This window comes from Stenotrophomonas sp. GW821-FHT01H02A (assembly GCF_059422145.1).
This window is the reverse complement of record NZ_JBWKWI010000005.1, coordinates 210,769-228,526: the sequence shown is the minus strand read 5'-3', so window position 1 is coordinate 228,526 and position 17,758 is coordinate 210,769. Positions and strand designations below refer to the sequence as shown.

The following is a 17,758-nucleotide window of genomic DNA, read 5'->3' as shown; positions in this document are numbered from 1 at the left end:
GGCCGATTGAGGGGATGCCGGCCGTTGGTCGGCCTTCGCTAATCCAGCCGCTTGCGGAAGCGCAGGATCGCCAGGGTCATCATCACCGCGATGAAGGCCAGCAGTGCCAGCACCTCCGGCCACAGCTCCCACCAGCGCGCGCCGCGCAGCATGATGCCGCGGATCAACCGCAGGAAATGGGTCAGCGGCAGTACCTCCGCCAGCCACTGCACCGGCCGCGGCATGCCGGCGAAGGGGAACATGAAGCCGGACAGCAGGATCGAGGGCAGGAACACGAACATCGTCATCTGCATCGCCTGGAACTGGGATTGCGCCTTGGTCGAGATCAGCAGGCCCAGGGCCAGATTGGCGGTGATCAACAGCATCGTGGCCAGATACACATCCATGACGCTGCCGCGCACCGGCACGTCGAACAGCCACAAGCCCAGCAACAGCACCAGGCTGGTCTGCAGCAGGCCGATCGCCGCATAGGGCAGCACCTTGCCGACCATCAGCTCGCTGCGGGTCAATGGCGTGGCGATCAGCAGTTCCATGTTGCCGCGCTCGCGTTCGCGCACGATCGCCACGGCGGTGAACATCACCATGGTCATGGTCAGGATGATGCCGATCAATCCGGGCACGATGTTGATCGCCGAACGCCGCTGTGGGTTGTAGAACGCGACGACGCTGATCTGGCCGGCGGCACTCACGGCGCCCGCGCGCAGTGGTCGATCGTTGCGGACCGGCGTGCTGTCCAGCGGCACCTGCGCCAACTGCATGGCAGCGCTTTGGACGACGGTATCACTGCCGTCGACCAGCACCTGTACCGCCTCGCGCCCCTCGAAGCGGCGCCGTTCGAAGTCTGCCGGAATCACGACCCCGATGCTGATCTGGCCACGGCGCAGCGACTCCATCAACTGCGCCGGCGTATCCACGCGCCGTGTGGGCGTAATCACGCCGGTGGCGACCATGTCCATGACCAGCGCGCGCGAGGCCGCGGTATCGGCCTGGTCGGCGATGCCTGTATCGAGGTGGCGCAGATTGAGGTTGATCGCGTAGCCGAACAGCACCAGCTGCATGACCGGGATCCCCACGATCATGGCCAGGGTGATGCGGTCGCGGCGCATCTGGCGCAGCTCCTTGAGCACGATCGCCCACAGCCGGCGCAGGTTCATGGCGCGGGTCCGGCCACCGGCTCACGCCTGCGCGTGGCAGACACGAACACATCTTCGAGATTCGATGGCGCGGCGGCGACCTCCGCTGACTGCCCACCAGCCCGCAGCACCTCCTGCAGCCGCTCGGGGCCATCGCCATCGTGGGCCAGCAGCACCCGCAGTGTGTTGCCGATCTGGGCCACGCTCAGCACGCCGGGCGCGGCGGCCAGCAGCCGCTGAGCCTTGCGTGGCTGCGCGGCATGCACCTCCAGCGTTCGCCCTCGCAGTGCCTCGGTCAGTTCGCTCGGGCTGCCATCGGCGACCAGCACGCCCTGGTCGAGGATGGCCAGCCGGTGGCAGCGCTCGGCCTCGTCCATGTAATGGGTGGAGACCAGCAGCGTGGTGCCGGCGTCCGCCAGATCGAACAATTTCTCCCAGAAGTCGCGGCGCGATTCCGGATCGACCGCGCTGGTCGGCTCATCCAGGAAAAGCAGTTCGGGCTTCTGGATCACCGCACCGGCAAGCGCCAAGCGCTGCTTCTGCCCACCGCTCAGCGTCCCGGCCAGTTGCTTCTGGCGGTCCTGGAAACGATAGCCCTCCACAAGCTCATCGATCCGCTGCCGCGCCGCGGCGCGCGGGATGTCCTGCACGGCCGCGAGGAATTCCAGGTTCTCGCGCACCGTCAGGTCATCGAACAAGGAGAAGCGCTGGGTCATGTAGCCGATCCGGCAGCGGAGCGCTTCAGCCTGTTCGGGGATGCGCAGGCCGAGCACGTCGATCTCGCCTTCGCTCGGCGTCAGCAGTCCACACAGCATGCGGATGGTCGTGGATTTGCCCGAGCCGTTGGGGCCAAGGAAGCCGTAGACGTTCGCGCGCGGCACGCTGAGGTCAACATGGTCGACAGCGGTCAGCGCACCGAAACGCTTGGTGAGCCCGCGCGCGCGGATCGCCAGTGCATTGCCGCCCTCGCCCGGGGGCGCATTTGGCGACGCCGGTGCCACCTTGTCGCTCAAAACGCAACCTGCACCGGCACGCCGGCCGGCAACTGCGCCAACGCCGCTGCATCGTTGTCGGCAGTGAGCTCGATCTCGGCCAGCCAGCTCAGCCGCGCTGCATCCGCGCCGCTGAGCGCGTAGTACGGGGTGAAGACCGGGTCGCTGCGGATGCTTCGCACGCGCCCGGCGAGTGTCTGCGCGCGACCCTGCAATGCAATCGTGGCGGCCTGCCCCACCCGGACCCGCACCCGCAGCGGTTCGGGCAGATATACCCGTGCGTACGGCCGGTTGCCGACCAGCAGCACCGCCAGCGGCGCGCCTACCGGGGCCTGGTCGCCCAACCGGTAGGGCAGCGCATCCACCCGGCCCGCCCGCGGAGCCAACAGATCCAGCTTGCGCAGCGTCTCGGCCTGGGCCTGCGCCGCCTGCAGGGCCGACTCGCCCTGCGCGATCTCCTCCACCCGGGTGCCATGCTCGAGAGCCAGCAACGCCTGTTCGGAGGCGCGTACCACCCCCTGGGCGTTGCCTGCTGCTGCGCGCGCGCGATCAACATCGGCAGCGGCCACCAGCTGCTGCCGACCCAGTGGCTGCAGCCGCCGGTAGTACGCGGCGGCATCCTCGGCCTGTGCGCGCACCGCCGCAAGGTTCGCACGCGCCTGTGCGATGTCTTCCTCGCGCGGTCCCTGCCGCAGTTCGTCCAAGGCCTGCCCGGCCCGCGTCGCATCGGCCTGGAGCGCCTGCAGTTGGGCAACCGTGCGGGTGGGTTCGAGTTGCAGCAGCGACATGCCCGCCTGCACCTGCTGGCCCTCCCGCACATGCACCGCCACGATGGTTTCCGCCGCCGGCGCGGGCACGGTGATGCGATCCCATTCAAGCGTGCCCAGCGCCACTGCGTCGGTCTGGCCGCAACCAGGCAGCAGCAGCCATACCCAGCACACCCACCATGAGCGGGACGCGGATACCGATGCAGGCATGGGACCGACCTCCGCGGGGAGCACGTGGAACGACGCGATCCTCACCTTGCGCACCCTGCCGTGAAGAACAGGTCACGCCGCAGCGCACCTGCTGGTCAGGAAATGATCAGCTGTTCGAAGCCGTTGCGCGCGTTGGGGCGAAGCGGTTTATCCACACCTTTCCCGCGCGACCACCCACAGGCGCTGTGGATGACCCCGGTAGCGACGTGCCGAACAGTGATGCTTTTTTGATCACGCCATCGAACCCATTGCCGCACTAGGGCTGGCCGCGGCTATCCACAGCTTGCTGCACCGGCACTGCACAGGCGGTGTGGAAAAGTAGCGGCGGCCGGGCGCCCGCGCTACCCTGTTCTCCCTTTCCCAGCTTGCGGCCCGGTCGGCTGGACCGGCGGCCGCCGGACGCAATGACCGCACTCGCACAACGCGACTTCACCCTCACCCCGGAAGACAACGAGCGCCTGGCCAACATGGCCGGCCCGTTCGACGAACATCTCCGCCAGGTGGAACTCAAACTCGGCGTGGAAATCGCCAACCGTGGGCACGTGTTCCGCGTGACCGGCCCCAAGGCCGTCGTCGCCGATGCGCAGGCGCTGATCGAAGCGCTGTACGCCGAAGCCGGCGACGTGGTGTTCGACAGCCATGCCATCCACCTGCGCCTGAACCAGGCCAACGTGGAGCATGTGGTCGAGCGCGCCTACGAGGCGCAGGAGGTGGCGATCAAGGTCAAGCGCGGCACCGTGCGCGGCCGCGGCGCCAACCAGGCGCGCTACCTGCACCAGATCACCACCCACGACATCAACTTCGGCATCGGCCCGGCCGGTACCGGCAAGACCTTCCTCGCCGTGGCCAGTGCGGTGGAAGCGCTCAACGAAGCGCGCGTGCAGCGCCTGATCCTGGTCCGCCCGGCGGTGGAGGCCGGCGAGAAGCTCGGCTTCCTGCCCGGCGATCTGAGCCAGAAGGTCGACCCGTACCTGCGCCCGCTGTACGACGCGCTGTATGAAATGCTTGGCGTGGAAAAGGTGATCAAGCTGCTCGAGAAGAACGTCATCGAGATCGCACCGTTGGCCTACATGCGTGGGCGCACGCTCAACGATGCATACGTGATCCTGGATGAAGCGCAGAACACCACGGTCGAGCAGATGAAGATGTTCCTGACCCGCCTGGGCTTCGGCTCCACTGCGGTGGTCACCGGCGACCTCACCCAGACCGACCTGCCCAAGCATGTCAAATCCGGCCTGCGCGACGCGATCGACGTGCTGCGCGATGTCGAGGGCGTGAGCTTCACCTTCTTCGAAGCCCGCGACGTGGTCCGTCATCCACTGGTGGCACGCATCGTCAGCGCTTACGATCGCCGTGATCTGCAGCAGGTCCAACCCGGAGCGAACCCATGACCCGCGGTCCCGTACGCCTGGACGTCGCCATCAGCTACGCCCTGCCCCGCGCCGGGCTGCCATCGGCCGTGAGCTTCCGCAAGTGGGTCGCCGCCGCCCTGAAGGGCCGTATCCGCGAGGCCGATCTGGCGATCCGCCTGGTCGATGCCAAGGAGGGCCAGGCCCTGAACCGCCATTACCGCGGCAAGGACTACGCGACCAACGTGCTCAGCTTCCCGGCCGAACTGCCCGAGGGCCTGCCCAAGGGCGTGAAGTTCCCGTTGCTGGGCGATCTGGTGATCTGCGCCCCGGTGGTCGCCCGCGAAGCGGACGAACAGGGCAAGGCCCTCAATGCCCACTACGCCCACCTCACCGTGCACGGCGTGCTGCACCTGCTCGGCTGGGACCATGAGGACGAGAAGGAAGCCGATGCCATGGAACAGCTCGAGCGCGACATCCTGGCCGAGCTCGGCATCGCCGACCCCTACGCTGGCGAGCGCTGAGCAGCCTTCCGCCCGCCCGTGATCGCTCTGCCATACAAGGATGTATGCCGCCATGCCGATGCCTGATCGCCGCTCCATCCTCGGCCCGGTCCTGCTCGCAGTGGCGCTGGCCGGGCTGCTGTACTCGCTCATCGGTGCGCCCGGCCTTCCCGCGTTGACCCCGGCCGGCCGCGATCCCGTCGCGCTGCGCTGGGGCCTGCTGGCCCTGTCGGCGGTCATCGCCCTGCTGTCGCTGGCGCCCGCCCGCAGCTGGTGGGCGGCGCGAAGGCAGCGCTCGCCGCTGGCCGCGCGCTGGAGCGGCTGGCTTGCCGGTCTGTCGGCGGCGGTATTCGTCGGCGGCACCCTGGTCTGTCTGGTTGCAGGTCTGATCCTGCCCCACGTGCTGGCCGGCCCGGGTGGCGCGACCCTGGGCTTCACCGGCTTGACCGTGGTGGGCTGGTCGGGCCTGGCGGCCGCACTGGCGGCGCCAATGGGCTGGCGGACGCTGTATCGCTGGTTCCGCCGGGATGGCGCCCACCCCGCGCAGTCATCGACCTTCCGCGCCCGTCCGGTCCAGGTCGCCGTGCTGTTCGTGCTGGCCGCGGCCTTCGCGCTGGTGTTCGGGCATGGGCTGATCGTGATCACCGCGGGTGGCCCGCAGCTGGTCCACCTGGGCGCGACGGCGCTGGTGCTGTGCGCGGCCGGTATCGCGGTGGTCACCTGCACCGCCACCGTGCGCTGGCTGCTGCGCCGTCGTTGACGGCCTGCACGGCAGGCCAGCCCCCGCTATGATCGACGCCGCGTCCGTGCGCTGCACGCCTTGGTTGATGGACCTGTTCCGATGATCCCGTTGCGACTTGCCTGCCTGGGCCTGCTGGCCGTGCTTTGCCCCCCGGCCTTCGCCGAGGTGCCACCGCTGGACCTGCCCGCCCTGATCGAATGCCGCCAGAGCGTTGGCGATTACGACGCGGTCGCCCCGATCGTGGCCGACCCGCTCAAGGCGGTCGCCCAAGGCCTGCAGCCACTGCCGCAGACCAACCAGTTCATGGCTGAATTCCGCCTTGCCACCCCGATCATGGTGTTCGGCGAACGTGCCGAGTACATCACGGTCGCGGGGGCGAGCATCATGGCCATCCTGGACCTGGCCGATCCGCGCCCGCTGGCCAAGCGGCTGGCCCTGGAAGACGGCGTGGACACCCCTGAAAAGTTCATGGCCGGCCGCGAGCTGGTCAGCCGCGACGTCACCGACCCGCGTACCGGCGAGGCCTTGATCGAATCGGTGATCCTGAGCCTGTCCACGGTCAAGTCCCACCCCGGCAAGACCCTGGCCGGCTGCACCTACAGCCTGGACCTGCCGCCGGAGGAGGAAACCCCGCCCCCGGGACCCGTCCCGGCTCCCTCGCCGAGCGTGAATCCCGCCCCGGCAGGGCGCTGACAGGCCCGCGCATCCTGATAGACTAAATCCAACGCCCGGCACGCCGGGTGCCTTTTTTCCAGAGATGTCTGAAGACGACAGTAGTAGCTCCGCGCAGGAGCACAATGAAAAGAAGCGCAGCTGGCTCGAACGCCTGACCTCTGCCTTCTCCGGCGAACCCCACACCCGCGACGAGCTGGTGGCGGTACTGCACACCGCGCACGAAGACGGCCTCATCGCCGCCGATACGCTGCGGATGATGGAAGGCGCGATCGCGGTGGCCGAGCTCACCGTGGGCGACGTGATGATCTCGCGCTCGCAGATGGTCTCCCTGCCGGTCGAAGCCCCCTTCCTTGAGCTGATGAAGCAGGTGGTCGAATCCGGCCATTCGCGCTTCCCGGTGCATGGCGACAACAAGGACGACATCCTCGGCATCCTGTTGGCCAAGGACCTGCTGCGCGGCGTGGTCGCCGACAACGGGCCGGCCAACATCCGCGAGCTGCTGCGCCCGGCGGTGCTGATTCCCGAAGCCAAGAAACTCAACGTGCTGCTCAAGGAATTCCGGCTGTCCCGCAACCACATGGCCATCGTGGTGGATGAGTACGGCGGTGTCGCCGGGCTGGTCACCATCGAGGACGTGCTGGAGCAGATCGTCGGCGAGATCGACGACGAGCACGACGAGGCCGAGGACCACACCTCGCAGATCGCGATCCAGGCCGACGGCCAGTACGTGGTCGACGCGTTGACCGCGATCGAGGATTTCAACGAGCGCTTCGGTGCCAGCTTCCCCGACGATGACTACGACACCATCGGTGGCCTGGTCACCGAAGCGATCGGGCACCTGCCGGAAACCGGTGACGAGCTCACCCTGGACCGTTTCGTGTTCCGGGTCGCGCGTGCCGATGCCCGCCGCGTGCAGGCGTTCCACGTGACCGTGCTGCCGCCCGACACCCACAACGAGGATTGACCCACGCCATGCGGCTCCCTTTGAATCGGTGGTCGCTGTGCCGCCTGTTGTTCGTGTTGTCGCTGCTTGCGATGGCCAGCCTGCCCTTCGGGGCACTGGCCGCGCAGGCTGCCGCGCCCGCCACGGCCGCCCCGGCCCCCACCAACGAGGCGCCGCGCATCGGCGTGGTCACCATGCAGCCGGGCGAGATCTTCTTCGAGCGCTTCGGGCATGACGCGCTGGTCGTGGTCGATCCGGTCACCGGCGAGGCGACCTCGTACAACTTCGGCTACTTCGACCCTGGCGAGTCCGACTTCATCGGCAACTTCGTCCGCGGCGACATGATGTACTACCTGGTCGCGCTGCCGCTGGGCCAGGATCTTTCCTATTACCAGGAGAGCGGTCGCGGCGCGAGCGTGCAGTGGCTGGACCTGACCCCCGTGCAGGCACGTACATTGGCAGCATCGCTGGCCGAGCGCGCCAAACCCGAAAACGCGCGCTACCACTACGATTACTACACCGCCAACTGCGCCATCATGGTCCGCGATGCGATCGATGGCGCCCTCGGCGGCGGGCTGCATTCGCAGCTGTCCGGTCGCTCGCGCGGCAACACCTACCGCAGTGAATCGGTGCGCCTGGCCTCGCCCTCGCTGTGGATGTGGCTGGGCTTCGATATCGGCCTGGGCCCGTTCGCCGACCAGCCGTTGTCGCGCTGGCAGGAAGCGTTCGTGCCGATGCGCCTGGCCGATGCGCTGCGCCAGGTCCGCAACAGCGAAGGTCGCCCGCTGGTACAGGCCGAACAGGAACTGCTGCCGCACCGGATCGCGCCGGAACCGACCGAGTCGCCGCGCCGCTGGTGGCCGTGGCTGCTGTGCGGTCTGATCGCCGCCGCAGGGGTGGCCGCACTGCGCCGCCGGCGTCGTCTGCTCGGGGGTCTTGCCTTGCCGTTCTGGCTGTTCTGCGGGATCGGTGGCGTGCTGCTGACCTATCTGTGGGGCTTCAGCGCGCACCAGGCCGCCTGGGCCAACCGCAACCTGCTGCAGCTCTCGCCGCTGTGCCTGCTGCTCGTTCCCGCTGCGATCACCCTGTTGCGCGGCCGCGCGCCGCGCGCAGGGTTCCGCATCGCGCTGTGGGCCGTCGCCGGCATGTCGCTGCTCGGGCTGGTGCTGCATTGGCTCACGCTGCAGGCGCAGTACAACCTGCAGTGGATCGTGCTGTTGCTGCCGATCCACGTGGCGCTGGCGTGGGCGCTGGGCCGCCGTGACCTGCCCGTCACGGGCCGCTGACGCACGATGCCCGCCATGGATACCGTCACACCCGATAACCCCGCCTGCGTCATCAACTGCGTTCATTACGATGACCAGGGCAAGCGCCACGACATCAGCCTGGATGCCATCAGCGACGTGATCGCCAGCGACAACGGCTTCGTCTGGGTCGGCCTGTACGAACCCGACGACAGCGTGCTGCTGAAACTGCAGGAAGAATTCGGCCTGCACTCGCTGGCCATCGAGGATGCCCGCAACGCGCATCAGCGGCCCAAGGTCGAGGCCTACGGCACTTCGCTGTTCGTGGTGGTGACCACCGCGCAGATGGTGGACGAGCGGATCCGCTACGGCGAGACGCATGCCTTCCTCGGGCCCCGCTTCCTGGTCACGGTGCGCCACGGCGCGTCGCTGTCCTATGCCGCCCCGCGCGCCCGCGTGGAACGCGAGCCGGAGCTGCTGCGCACCATGGGGCCCTCGTACTGTCTGTACGCGGTGCTGGATTTCGTGGTCGACAATTACCTGCCGATCACCCAGCGCTACCGTGACACGCTGGAACTGCTGGAGAAGGACATCTTCTCCGACAACTACAAGCGCCAGACGGTGGTGCGCCTGTACGAGCTCAAGCGCGAGCTCAACAAGATGCGCATGGCCGTCGCACCGCTGCAGGACATGCTCTCGCAGATCAAGCGCTACCAGGGTGAGCTGGTGCCGGACGAAGTGAAGCTGTACCTACGCGACGTGCACGACCACGCGGTGCGGATCAGCGATGTGATCGATACCCTGCGCGAAATGCTGGGCACCGCCCTGAGTGTGAACCTGTCGCTGGTGACCCTGGCCCAGGGCGAGACGGTCAAGCGCCTGGGTGCCTGGGCCGCGCTGCTGGCTGCCCCGACCTTGATCACCAGCTGGTACGGCATGAACTTCACGAACATGCCCGAGCTGGACAAGCCGTGGGCCTATCCGGCGATGATCATCGGCGTGGGTGCGGTGTGCGTGGGCCTGTACCGGTTGTTCAAGCGCGCACGCTGGCTGTAGGTAGCGACCGTTGGTCGCTACGGCGGCGACGGTGGAGCGCCATGGCCGCGACGAGGAATCCCTACGGTGTCGAGCCGACCAACGGTCGGCTCCACACCCTGCGCGGCATCAGGCGACGTAAACGGTCTTGATGTTCATGAACTCATGGATGCCATGCTCTGCGAGTTCGCGGCCGAAGCCGGAGCGCTTGCTGCCGCCGAAGGGGAGGCGCACGTCGCTCTTGACGATGGCGTTGACGAAGGCAGCGCCACATTCCAGCTGTTGGGCGATGGCTTCGCCACGGGCCGCATCGGCGGTCCACACGCTGCCGCCCAGGCCGAAGGTGGTGTCATTGGCCACGCGCAGTGCTTCGGCGTCATCGCTGACCCGCAGGATCGCGGCGGCCGGGCCGAACAGTTCTTCGTCATATGCCGGCATGCCGGCGCTCACGTTGTCCAGGATGGTCGCCGGATAGCCGGCATGCGTACCGGCCACCGGCTCGCCGCCCAGCAGCAGCTTGGCGCCCTTGGCGATGCTGTCCTGCACCTGCTTGTGCAGTTCGTCGCGCAGGTCCGCTCGCGCCATCGGGGCCAGCGTGGTCTTCTCGTCCTGCGGATCACCGTAGACGCGCTTGCCTGCAGCGGCGACGAACTTCTCCACGAACGCATCGGCGATCGCATCGACCACGATGAAACGCTTGGCCGCGATGCAGGTCTGGCCGCTGTTGTCGAAGCGTGATTTCACCGCGGCGGCCACCGTCTTCTCCAGGTCTGCATCCTCCAACACCACGAAGGCATCACTGCCACCCAGTTCCATCACGCACTTCTTGAGCTGGTCGCCGGCATTGGCCGCGATGGACCGCCCTGCCCGCTCGCTGCCGGTCAGTGTCACCGCCTTGACCCGCTTGTCGCGCAGCACTTCGGCGGCCTGGTCGTTGTCGATGTGCAGCACGTCGAACACGCCCTCGGGCAGGCCGCCATCACGGCACACCGTCAGGATCAGGTCGGCGCATTGCGGCACGTTGCTGGCGTGCTTGAGCAGGGCCACGTTGCCGGCCATGAACGCAGGCGCGAGGAAGCGGAACACCTGCCAGATCGGGAAGTTCCACGGCATCACCGCGAATACGCAGCCGATCGGCTCATAGCGCACATAGCTGCGCTGGGCTTCGGTATCGATCAGCTGCGGCTTGAGGTAGTCCGCGGCGTGGTCGGCGTAGAATTCACAGGCCTCGGCGCATTTCTCGATCTCACCCAGCGCCTCCAGCTTGAGCTTGCCCATCTCGGTGGTCATCGCGTGCTGGATGTCGCCCTTGCGCTGGCGCAACTGGGCGGCGATGGCGCGCAGGATCGCCCCGCGCTCCTGCAGCGAACGCGCCGCCCACGCCGGGAATGCCGCGGCAGCCGCAGCCAGGCGCTGCTCGACCTCCCTGGCGGTGAGCAGTTCATGTCGATACGTGACCTGGCCGGTCGCGGGATTGATGATGTCAGCGGTCATCGCGGGTCTCCGAAAGTCAGACCCGCATTGTGCGCCCAGCCCCGTGAGCCGGATGTTGCCGGATCAGGGTGAACGCCGCGACACAGCGTCGCAGCAGCGCCCTGCCCCGGCACCGTTCAGCTGGGGTCCTGCAGCGCCATCTGCATGTCACGCTGGCGACGCTTCTCGGTGCGTGCAGTGATGTACCAGCCGATCACCGCCGCGATCGACACCGCCAGCACCATCAAGGTAGCCAGCGCGTTGATCTCCGGCTTGATGCCCATCCGCACCGAGGAGAACACCTTCATCGGCAGCGTGGTGGAGTTGGGGCCGGCCACGAAGCTGGCAATCACCACGTCATCGAGCGAGAGCGTGAAGGCCAGCAGCCAGCCGGCCACCAGCGCCGGGGCGATGATCGGCAGGGTGATCTGGAAGAATACCTTGAGCCGGCTCGCGCCGAGATCCATCGCGGCCTCCTCCAGCGAGCGGTCCAGCTCCTGCAGGCGCGAAGACACCACCACCGTCACGAAGGACAGGGTGAAGGTGACATGCGCGATCCAGATGCTGGTGACGCCACGGCTGGGGAAGCCGGGAATCCCGCCCATCGCCACCAGCAGGGTCATCAGCGAGAAGCCCAGGATCACTTCCGGCATCACCAGCGGTGCGGTGATCAACGCGCCGAACAGGGTCTTGCCCGGGAAGCGGCGCATGCGGGTCATCACCATCGCCGCCATGGTGCCGAGCACGGTGGCCGCGCAGGCGGTCCAGAACGCGACCTTGAGGCTGATCCACAGCGCGTCCAGGATCTGCCGGTTGTTGAACAGCTCACCGTACCAGCGCGTGGAGAAGCCCGACCACACCGTGGCCAGCTTGGAGGCGTTGAACGAGTACACCATCAACAACAGGATCGGCAGGTACAGGAAGGCGAAGCCCAGCCCGAGCAGGCTCCAGCCCAGCCAGCGGTTGCTGCGCACCATGCTCATGCCAGCTTTCCTTCCAGCTCGCGCTGCTGCATGCGGTTGAACAACAGGATCGGCACCAGCAGCAGGGCCAGCATCACGATCGCCACCGCCGAGGCGGTCGGCCAGTCGCGGTTGTTGAAGAACTCGCCCCACAGCACGCGGCCGATCATCAGCGTGTCCGGCCCGCCCAGCATTTCCGGAATCACGAACTCACCCACGGCAGGAATCATCACCAGCATGCAGCCGGCGATGATGCCGGTGCGCGACAGCGGCAGCGTGATCCGCAGGAACGCCTGCCACGGCTTGGCACCAAGATCGTAGGCGGCCTCGAGCAGCCGGTTGTCCAGCTTGACCAGGTTGGCGTACAGCGGCAGCACCATGAACGGCAGGTAGCAGTACACGATGCCGATGTAGGCTGCGGTCGGGGTATACAGGATCTGCAACGGCGCGTCGATCACGCCGATCTTGAGCAGCAGCTGGTTGAGCAGCCCGTTGCGGTCGAGGATGCCGATCCAGGCATACACGCGGATCAGGAACGAGGTCCACGAAGGCAGCACCACCAACATCATCGCCACGTTGCGCGCGGCCGGGCTCATCCGCGAGATCACGTAGGCCATCGGGTACCCGATCAGCAGCGTGAGCAGGGTCGAGATGACCGCGATCTTGATCGAGCTCAGGTAGGCCAGCAGGTACTGGTTGTCCTTGATCAGGGCCGCGTAGCTGCCCAGGTTGAGCTTGAGCGAGAACGCGCCGTCCACGTACTCCAGCAGCCAGGTATACGGCGGCGAGCCGACCTGGGTGCGCGCGAAGGAGATCATCAGGATGATCACGAACGGCACCGCGAAAAACAGCAGCAGCCACAGGTAGGGCGCGGCGATCACGCCGGCGCGCGTACCCGGGAGCCAGCGCTTCCAGCCGGTCGCGGTCATGAGGTCAGCACCACGCCGTCGTTGTCGCGCCAGTGCACCCAGACGGTGTCGCCCCAGGTCAGGCCGTCGCTGGCCCAGCGCTGCGAGTTGGCGAAGTTGGACAGCACCTTGGCCCCGCTCGGCAGGCGCACATGGAACACCGAGTGGCTGCCGAAGTACGCGATTTCCTCGATCACGCCCTGCGCCTTGTTGGTGTCACCGGCCGGTTCGTCCTTGCCGATCATCACCTTCTCCGGGCGCAGCGCGAAGGCCACCGGCTGGCCCTCGTAGCCGGTGATGCCGTGGGCGACGTAGATCGGCGCGGGGAACAGCGGCGTGCGCACGGTGACGTACTCGGGAAGGTCTTCATCCAGCACGCCGTCGAACAGGTTCACCGAGCCGATGAACTCGGCCACGAAGCGGTTGGCCGGCTGCTCGTAGATTTCATCCGGCTTGCCGACCTGCTGGATCCAGCCGGCGTCCATCACCGCGATCCGGGTAGCCATGGTCATGGCTTCTTCCTGATCGTGGGTGACCATCACGCAGGTCACCCCGGTGGTCTCGATGATGTTGACCAGCTCCAGCTGCATCTGCGAGCGCAGCTTCTTGTCCAGCGCGCCCATCGGCTCATCCAGCAACAGCAGCTTCGGCCCCTTGGCCAGCGACCGTGCCAGCGCCACGCGCTGCTGCTGGCCGCCGGACAGCTGATGGGGCTTGCGCTTGGCCAGCTTGCCCAGCTGCACCAGTTCCAGCATCTCGCCGACCCGGCGGTTGATCGCATCACGCGCCATGCCGTCCTGCTTCAGGCCGAAGGCGATGTTCTGCTCCACCGTCATGTGCGGGAACAGCGCGTAGGACTGGAACATCATGTTGATCGGGCGCTGGTACGGCGGCAGCGCGTTGATGCGCTGGCCGTCCAGGTCGATGGTGCCCTGGGTGGGGGTCTCGAAGCCGCCCAGGCAGCGCAGCAGGGTCGACTTGCCGCTGCCCGAGCCACCCAGCAGCGCGAAGATCTCGCCCTTGCGCACGTCCAGGGTGACGTCATCGAGCGCGACGAAGCCGTCGAACTCCTTGCGCAGCGCGCGGATGGACAGGTAACCCGGTTCCAGGACCGGGAGGACCGCGCCTTCCGGCTTGGCTTCAAATGGCATGGGGAGCGGCTCCAGGAGCGGCGGCAGGACGGGGGGAGCATCCCATTTTACCGGTGGTGGCGGCGTCATGTCCTACCCCCTGAAACGACGACGCCGGCCCGGGGCCGGCGTCGTGGGGGCGGTCAGCGCCCGGTTTTCACCTCGGTCCACAAGCGGGTGTAGAGCTTGTCCACTTCCGGCGTGTTGATCGAGTAGGTGAACATCTTCGCCGCGACATCGGCCGGCGGGTAGATGGTCGGGTCGGTGCGGATCGATTCGTCCACCAGCGGCGTGGCCGCGGTCACCGGGTTGGCGTAATGGATGAAGTTGGTGTTGGCCGCGGCGACCTTGGGCTCCAGCAGGTAGTTGATGAAGGCGTAGGCCGCCTCCGGGTGCTTGGCATCCTTGGGAATGGCCAGCATGTCGAACCACTGCGGACCACCTTCGCGCGGGATCGAGTAGGCCACGGTCACGCCGTTGGCGGCTTCGGCCGCCCGGTCGCGGGCCTGGATGATGTCACCGGACCAGCCCACCACCAGGCAGGTGCCGCCGTTGGCCAGCGAACCCACGTACTGCGAGGAATGGAAGTTCTGCACGTACGGCCGGATGCTCTTGAGCAACGCGGCGGCCTTCTCCAGCGTGGCCGGGTCCTGGCTGTGCGGATCTTCACCCAGGTAGTGCAGCGCGATCGGGATCATGTCCGACGGCGTATCCAGGATGGTGATCCCGCAGTCCTTCATCTTGGCGATGTTTTCGGGCTTGAAGATCAGGTCCCAGCTGTTGGCGATGTCGGTGCTGCCACCGAAGCGCTGCTTGAGCAGTTCCACGTTGTAGCCGATGCCGGTGGTGCCGATCATGTACGGCACGCCGTACTCGTTGCCCGGGTCCTGCTGGGCGATGCGCTTCATCACCTCCGGGTCGAGGTTGACCAGGTTCGGGATCTTGCTCTTGTCCAGGGGCAGGAACACGCCGGCCTTGATCTGACGGCCGAAGAAGTTCAGCGTCGGCACGACCACGTCGTACCCGCTGTTGCCGGCCAGCAGCTTGGTTTCCACCATCTCATCGCTGTCGAACACGTCATAGGTCACCTTGGTGCCGGTGGCCTTCTCGAAGTTCGGGAGGGTGTCTTCAGCGATGTAATCGCTGTAGTTGTAGACGTTCAGCACCTTGGCGTCGTCCTGCTTGCCACCGCCGCCACAGGCGGTCAGCACGGAAACGGCAATGCCGAGGGTGAGGATTCGCAGCTTCATCGGACTCTCCACAGGTCAGGTGCGAGTTGAGGGGACCGGCCGGACCGGCGCAACGGGTGCCAGCCTACCGGGCATGCCCCAATTTTCCCAGCACATGGCCCTCACGGCCATGCCGGATGTGGTGCCTCGAGTCAGACGTTGAGCAGCAGGAACTCGCGCTCCCAGGAGCTGATCACCCGGAAGAAGGTCTCGTATTCCTTGCGCTTGACCGACACATAGGCACGGCAGAAGCGCTCGCCCAGCATCTCGCGCAGCTCGGGGCAGCTTTCCAGCCCATCCAGCGCTTCGCCCAGCGAGCGTGGCAGGTCGTAACCCAGCTCCTTGGCGCTGCCGCTGATCGGGGCGGTCGGCGAGCCCTGCTCGCGGATGCCCAGCAGCCCGGCGGCCAGGGTCGCGGCGATGGCCAGGTAAGGGTTGGCGTCCGAACCGGCGAAGCGGCTTTCCACCCGCATGTTCTCCGGCGTATCCAGCGGCACCCGCAGCCCGCAGGTGCGGTTGTCGAAGCCCCAGTGTACGTTGCTCGGGGAGACCTCGCCGAACATCAGCCGGCGGTAGGAATTCACGTTCGGCGCGAAGAACGCCATGGCCGCCGGCACGTACTTCTGCAGGCCGGCCAGGTAATGGCCGAACAGCGGACTGAAATCCTCACCGCCGTGCTCACCGCTGAACACATTGCTGCCATCGCTGATCCGCAGCAGGCTCTGGTGGATGTGCATCGCACTGCCCGGCTCGTTCTCCATCGGCTTGGCCAGGAAGGTGGCATAGATGCCGTGGCGCATCGCCGACTCGCGCATGGTGCGCTTGAACAGGAACACCTGGTCGGCCAGGTCCATCGCATTGGCGTGGGTGAAGTTGACCTCCAGCTGCGCGGCACCGGATTCGTGGATGAGCGTGTCCACGTCCAGCTTCATCGCGTCGCAGTAGTCGTACATCAGATCGAGGATCGGATCGAACTCGTTGACCGCGTCGATCGAGTAGGACTGGCGCGCCGTCTCCGGGCGCCCGGAACGGCCGGCCGGCGGCAATAGTGGGAAATCCGGGTCGGTGTTTTTCTGGACCAGGAAGAACTCCAGCTCCGGGGCCACCACCGGGCGCAGGCCGAGTTCGGCATAGGCGTTGAGCACACGCCGCAGCACGTTGCGTGGGGCCAGTTCGTGCGGCTCGCCGGTCTTGGTGAAACAGTCGTGGATGACCTGCGCGGTGGGATCGGTCGCCCACGGCACCATGCGGACGGTGTCGGCATCCGGGCGCAGGATCATGTCCGAGTCCGAGGGCGAGGTCAGTTCGTAGTAGTCGTCCGGGAATTCGCCGGTGACGGTGGTGGCGAAGATGCCCTCCGGCAGGCGCGTGCCGTAATCGTGCGAGAACTTGTCGGCCGGAATGATCTTGCCGCGCGCGTTGCCGGTGATGTCCGGCACCAGGCACTCCACCTCGGTGATGCGCCGATCCTTGAGCCAGCGCAGCAGCGTGCTCTCCTGCGGAACAGGCTTGGGGGCGGCGGCTTTGCGCGAACGCGTTCGGGTGGTCATGACCGGTCTGCTGTTTGAGAGTTGCGGCGACAAGCATCGCCGAACGCGTGGAAAATACTGTGATAGAACCGATTGTCGGCTACCCGCCACTCCGGATGCCACTGCACCCCGAGCACGAAACGGTGCGCGGTGCTGCGTGCGGCTTCGATCAGCCCATCCTCGGCGATGGCCTCGATCCGCAGCCCGTCAGCCAAGCGATCGATGCCCTGCCCATGCACCGAATTGACCCTTGCCGAGGGCGCGCCGGCCCAGCCGGCCAGCCAACCGCCCTCGGACAGCTGCACTGCATGTGCGGGGCCATACTGCACCTCGACCGGCGCCTGCGGGTCTTCGCGATGATCGCCCAGGCCCGGCACCTCATGCACGCGCGGATGCAGACTGCCGCCAAGGGCGACGTTCAATTCCTGGAAACCGCGACAGATCGCCAGCACCGGCAGGTCGCGAACAAGCGCTTCGTGCAGCAGCGACAGCGCCGTCGCATCACGCGCCGGATCATGCCGGTTGCCCGGCCAGCTCGGCGGCCCGGCATACAGATGCGGCTCGATATTGCTCACCGCACCGGTCAGCAGCAGGCCCTGCAGCCGGTCCAGCCAATGCGCGGCCGGCAACGGCGGTTGCAGGCTGGGCAACAGCACCGGGGTGACACCGGCCGCGTCGACCAGCGCGCGGACGTACTTTTCACCCGCCGCGGCGAAGCGGTGATGGCCCAGCGTGGTGCTGTCGGTGGGCAGGCCGACCCAAGGGGGCGAGACCATGCGTCATGCTCGGATGACCTGCAGCCACGTTACCCCTGCGCGCGGACCCTGCGCAACACGCGGCCACGCTGGTGCGGCGCGATCCGTCACATGCCGGCGGCAAGGGCTGCGACAGACTGCCTGCTGTTCCGCGCGCCGGTTGCTGTCATCCTTTGTCC

17 protein-coding genes are annotated in these 17,758 nt (G+C 67.0%); 7 read left to right on the top strand and 10 right to left on the bottom strand.

Translation table 11 applies throughout. The features are described from left to right. Positions 1-38 precede the first annotated feature (38 nt). The 3 genes from AC07WC_RS09925 to AC07WC_RS09915 all read right to left on the bottom strand — a co-directional run bounded on the left by AC07WC_RS09925 (position 39) and on the right by AC07WC_RS09915 (position 3,102). Positions 39-1,154, bottom strand: a complete 1,116-nt coding sequence (locus tag AC07WC_RS09925) for an ABC transporter permease (protein ID WP_495209848.1) — start codon at positions 1,152-1,154, stop codon at positions 39-41. Next, positions 1,151-2,080: an ABC transporter ATP-binding protein gene (locus AC07WC_RS09920; protein ID WP_495209944.1), complete on the bottom strand. Its 930-nt coding sequence runs from the start codon at positions 2,078-2,080 to the stop codon at positions 1,151-1,153. Before AC07WC_RS09920 ends, AC07WC_RS09925 begins: the two co-directional genes overlap by 4 nt. A 62-nt stretch (positions 2,081-2,142) precedes the next feature. Beyond that, on the bottom strand, positions 2,143-3,102 hold the full coding sequence (locus tag AC07WC_RS09915; RefSeq protein WP_495209847.1) for an HlyD family secretion protein: 960 nt from the start codon (positions 3,100-3,102) through the stop codon (positions 2,143-2,145). Between the two features lie 404 nt (positions 3,103-3,506). Between AC07WC_RS09915 and AC07WC_RS09910 the strand changes: the two genes are divergently transcribed. From AC07WC_RS09910 to AC07WC_RS09880, 7 genes are all read left to right on the top strand, one after another. Next, on the top strand, positions 3,507-4,493 hold the full coding sequence (locus AC07WC_RS09910; RefSeq protein WP_495209846.1) for a PhoH family protein: 987 nt from the start codon (positions 3,507-3,509) through the stop codon (positions 4,491-4,493). Further along, positions 4,490-4,975, top strand: coding sequence for an rRNA maturation RNase YbeY (gene ybeY / locus AC07WC_RS09905; RefSeq protein ID WP_495209845.1), 486 nt, complete (start codon positions 4,490-4,492; stop codon positions 4,973-4,975). Before AC07WC_RS09910 ends, ybeY begins: the two co-directional genes overlap by 4 nt. Before the next feature lie 52 nt (positions 4,976-5,027). After that, a complete protein-coding gene (locus AC07WC_RS09900; protein WP_495209844.1) occupies positions 5,028-5,714 on the top strand; it encodes a hypothetical protein in 687 nt (228 codons plus the stop codon). 81 nt (positions 5,715-5,795) lie between these two features. Then, the gene (locus AC07WC_RS09895; RefSeq protein WP_495209843.1) at positions 5,796-6,389 is read left to right on the top strand and encodes a hypothetical protein; all 594 of its coding nucleotides are present in this window, start codon (positions 5,796-5,798) and stop codon (positions 6,387-6,389) included. Positions 6,390-6,453: 64 nt separating this feature from the next. Then, positions 6,454-7,335: a CorC family transporter gene (locus AC07WC_RS09890; protein ID WP_495209842.1), complete on the top strand. Its 882-nt coding sequence runs from the start codon at positions 6,454-6,456 to the stop codon at positions 7,333-7,335. An 8-nt stretch (positions 7,336-7,343) separates the two neighbouring features. Then, complete coding sequence (locus AC07WC_RS09885) at positions 7,344-8,600, top strand: lipoprotein N-acyltransferase Lnb domain-containing protein (RefSeq protein WP_495209841.1); 1,257 nt, start codon at positions 7,344-7,346, stop codon at positions 8,598-8,600. Between the two features lie 15 nt (positions 8,601-8,615). Next, positions 8,616-9,614 carry a magnesium and cobalt transport protein CorA gene (locus tag AC07WC_RS09880; protein WP_495209840.1) on the top strand — a complete coding sequence of 333 codons (999 nt, stop codon included), beginning with the start codon at positions 8,616-8,618 and terminating at the stop codon, positions 9,612-9,614. Between the two features lie 108 nt (positions 9,615-9,722). On the opposite strand, the gene AC07WC_RS09875 is transcribed toward AC07WC_RS09880, so the two are convergent. From AC07WC_RS09875 to AC07WC_RS09845, 7 genes are all read right to left on the bottom strand, one after another. Beyond that, positions 9,723-11,087, bottom strand: a complete 1,365-nt coding sequence (locus tag AC07WC_RS09875; protein ID WP_495209839.1) for an NAD-dependent succinate-semialdehyde dehydrogenase — start codon at positions 11,085-11,087, stop codon at positions 9,723-9,725. Positions 11,088-11,203: 116 nt separating this feature from the next. Beyond that, complete coding sequence (locus AC07WC_RS09870; protein WP_481496817.1) at positions 11,204-12,049, bottom strand: ABC transporter permease subunit; 846 nt, start codon at positions 12,047-12,049, stop codon at positions 11,204-11,206. Beyond that, complete coding sequence (locus AC07WC_RS09865; RefSeq protein ID WP_495209838.1) at positions 12,046-12,957, bottom strand: ABC transporter permease subunit; 912 nt, start codon at positions 12,955-12,957, stop codon at positions 12,046-12,048. Before AC07WC_RS09865 ends, AC07WC_RS09870 begins: the two co-directional genes overlap by 4 nt. After that, positions 12,954-14,087 (bottom strand): ABC transporter ATP-binding protein, encoded by a 1,134-nt coding sequence (locus AC07WC_RS09860; RefSeq protein WP_070426989.1) that lies wholly within the window; start codon positions 14,085-14,087, stop codon positions 12,954-12,956. The genes AC07WC_RS09865 and AC07WC_RS09860 overlap by 4 nt, the downstream gene beginning before the upstream one ends. A 122-nt stretch (positions 14,088-14,209) precedes the next feature. After that, entirely contained in the window at positions 14,210-15,316 is a 1,107-nt protein-coding gene (locus AC07WC_RS09855) for a polyamine ABC transporter substrate-binding protein (RefSeq protein WP_495209837.1), read from the bottom strand. Positions 15,317-15,447: 131 nt separating this feature from the next. Further along, positions 15,448-16,845, bottom strand: a complete 1,398-nt coding sequence (locus tag AC07WC_RS09850; RefSeq protein ID WP_495209836.1) for a glutamine synthetase family protein — start codon at positions 16,843-16,845, stop codon at positions 15,448-15,450. Next, positions 16,842-17,600 carry a gamma-glutamyl-gamma-aminobutyrate hydrolase family protein gene (locus AC07WC_RS09845; RefSeq protein ID WP_495209835.1) on the bottom strand — a complete coding sequence of 253 codons (759 nt, stop codon included), beginning with the start codon at positions 17,598-17,600 and terminating at the stop codon, positions 16,842-16,844. Before AC07WC_RS09845 ends, AC07WC_RS09850 begins: the two co-directional genes overlap by 4 nt. Positions 17,601-17,758 lie beyond the last annotated feature (158 nt).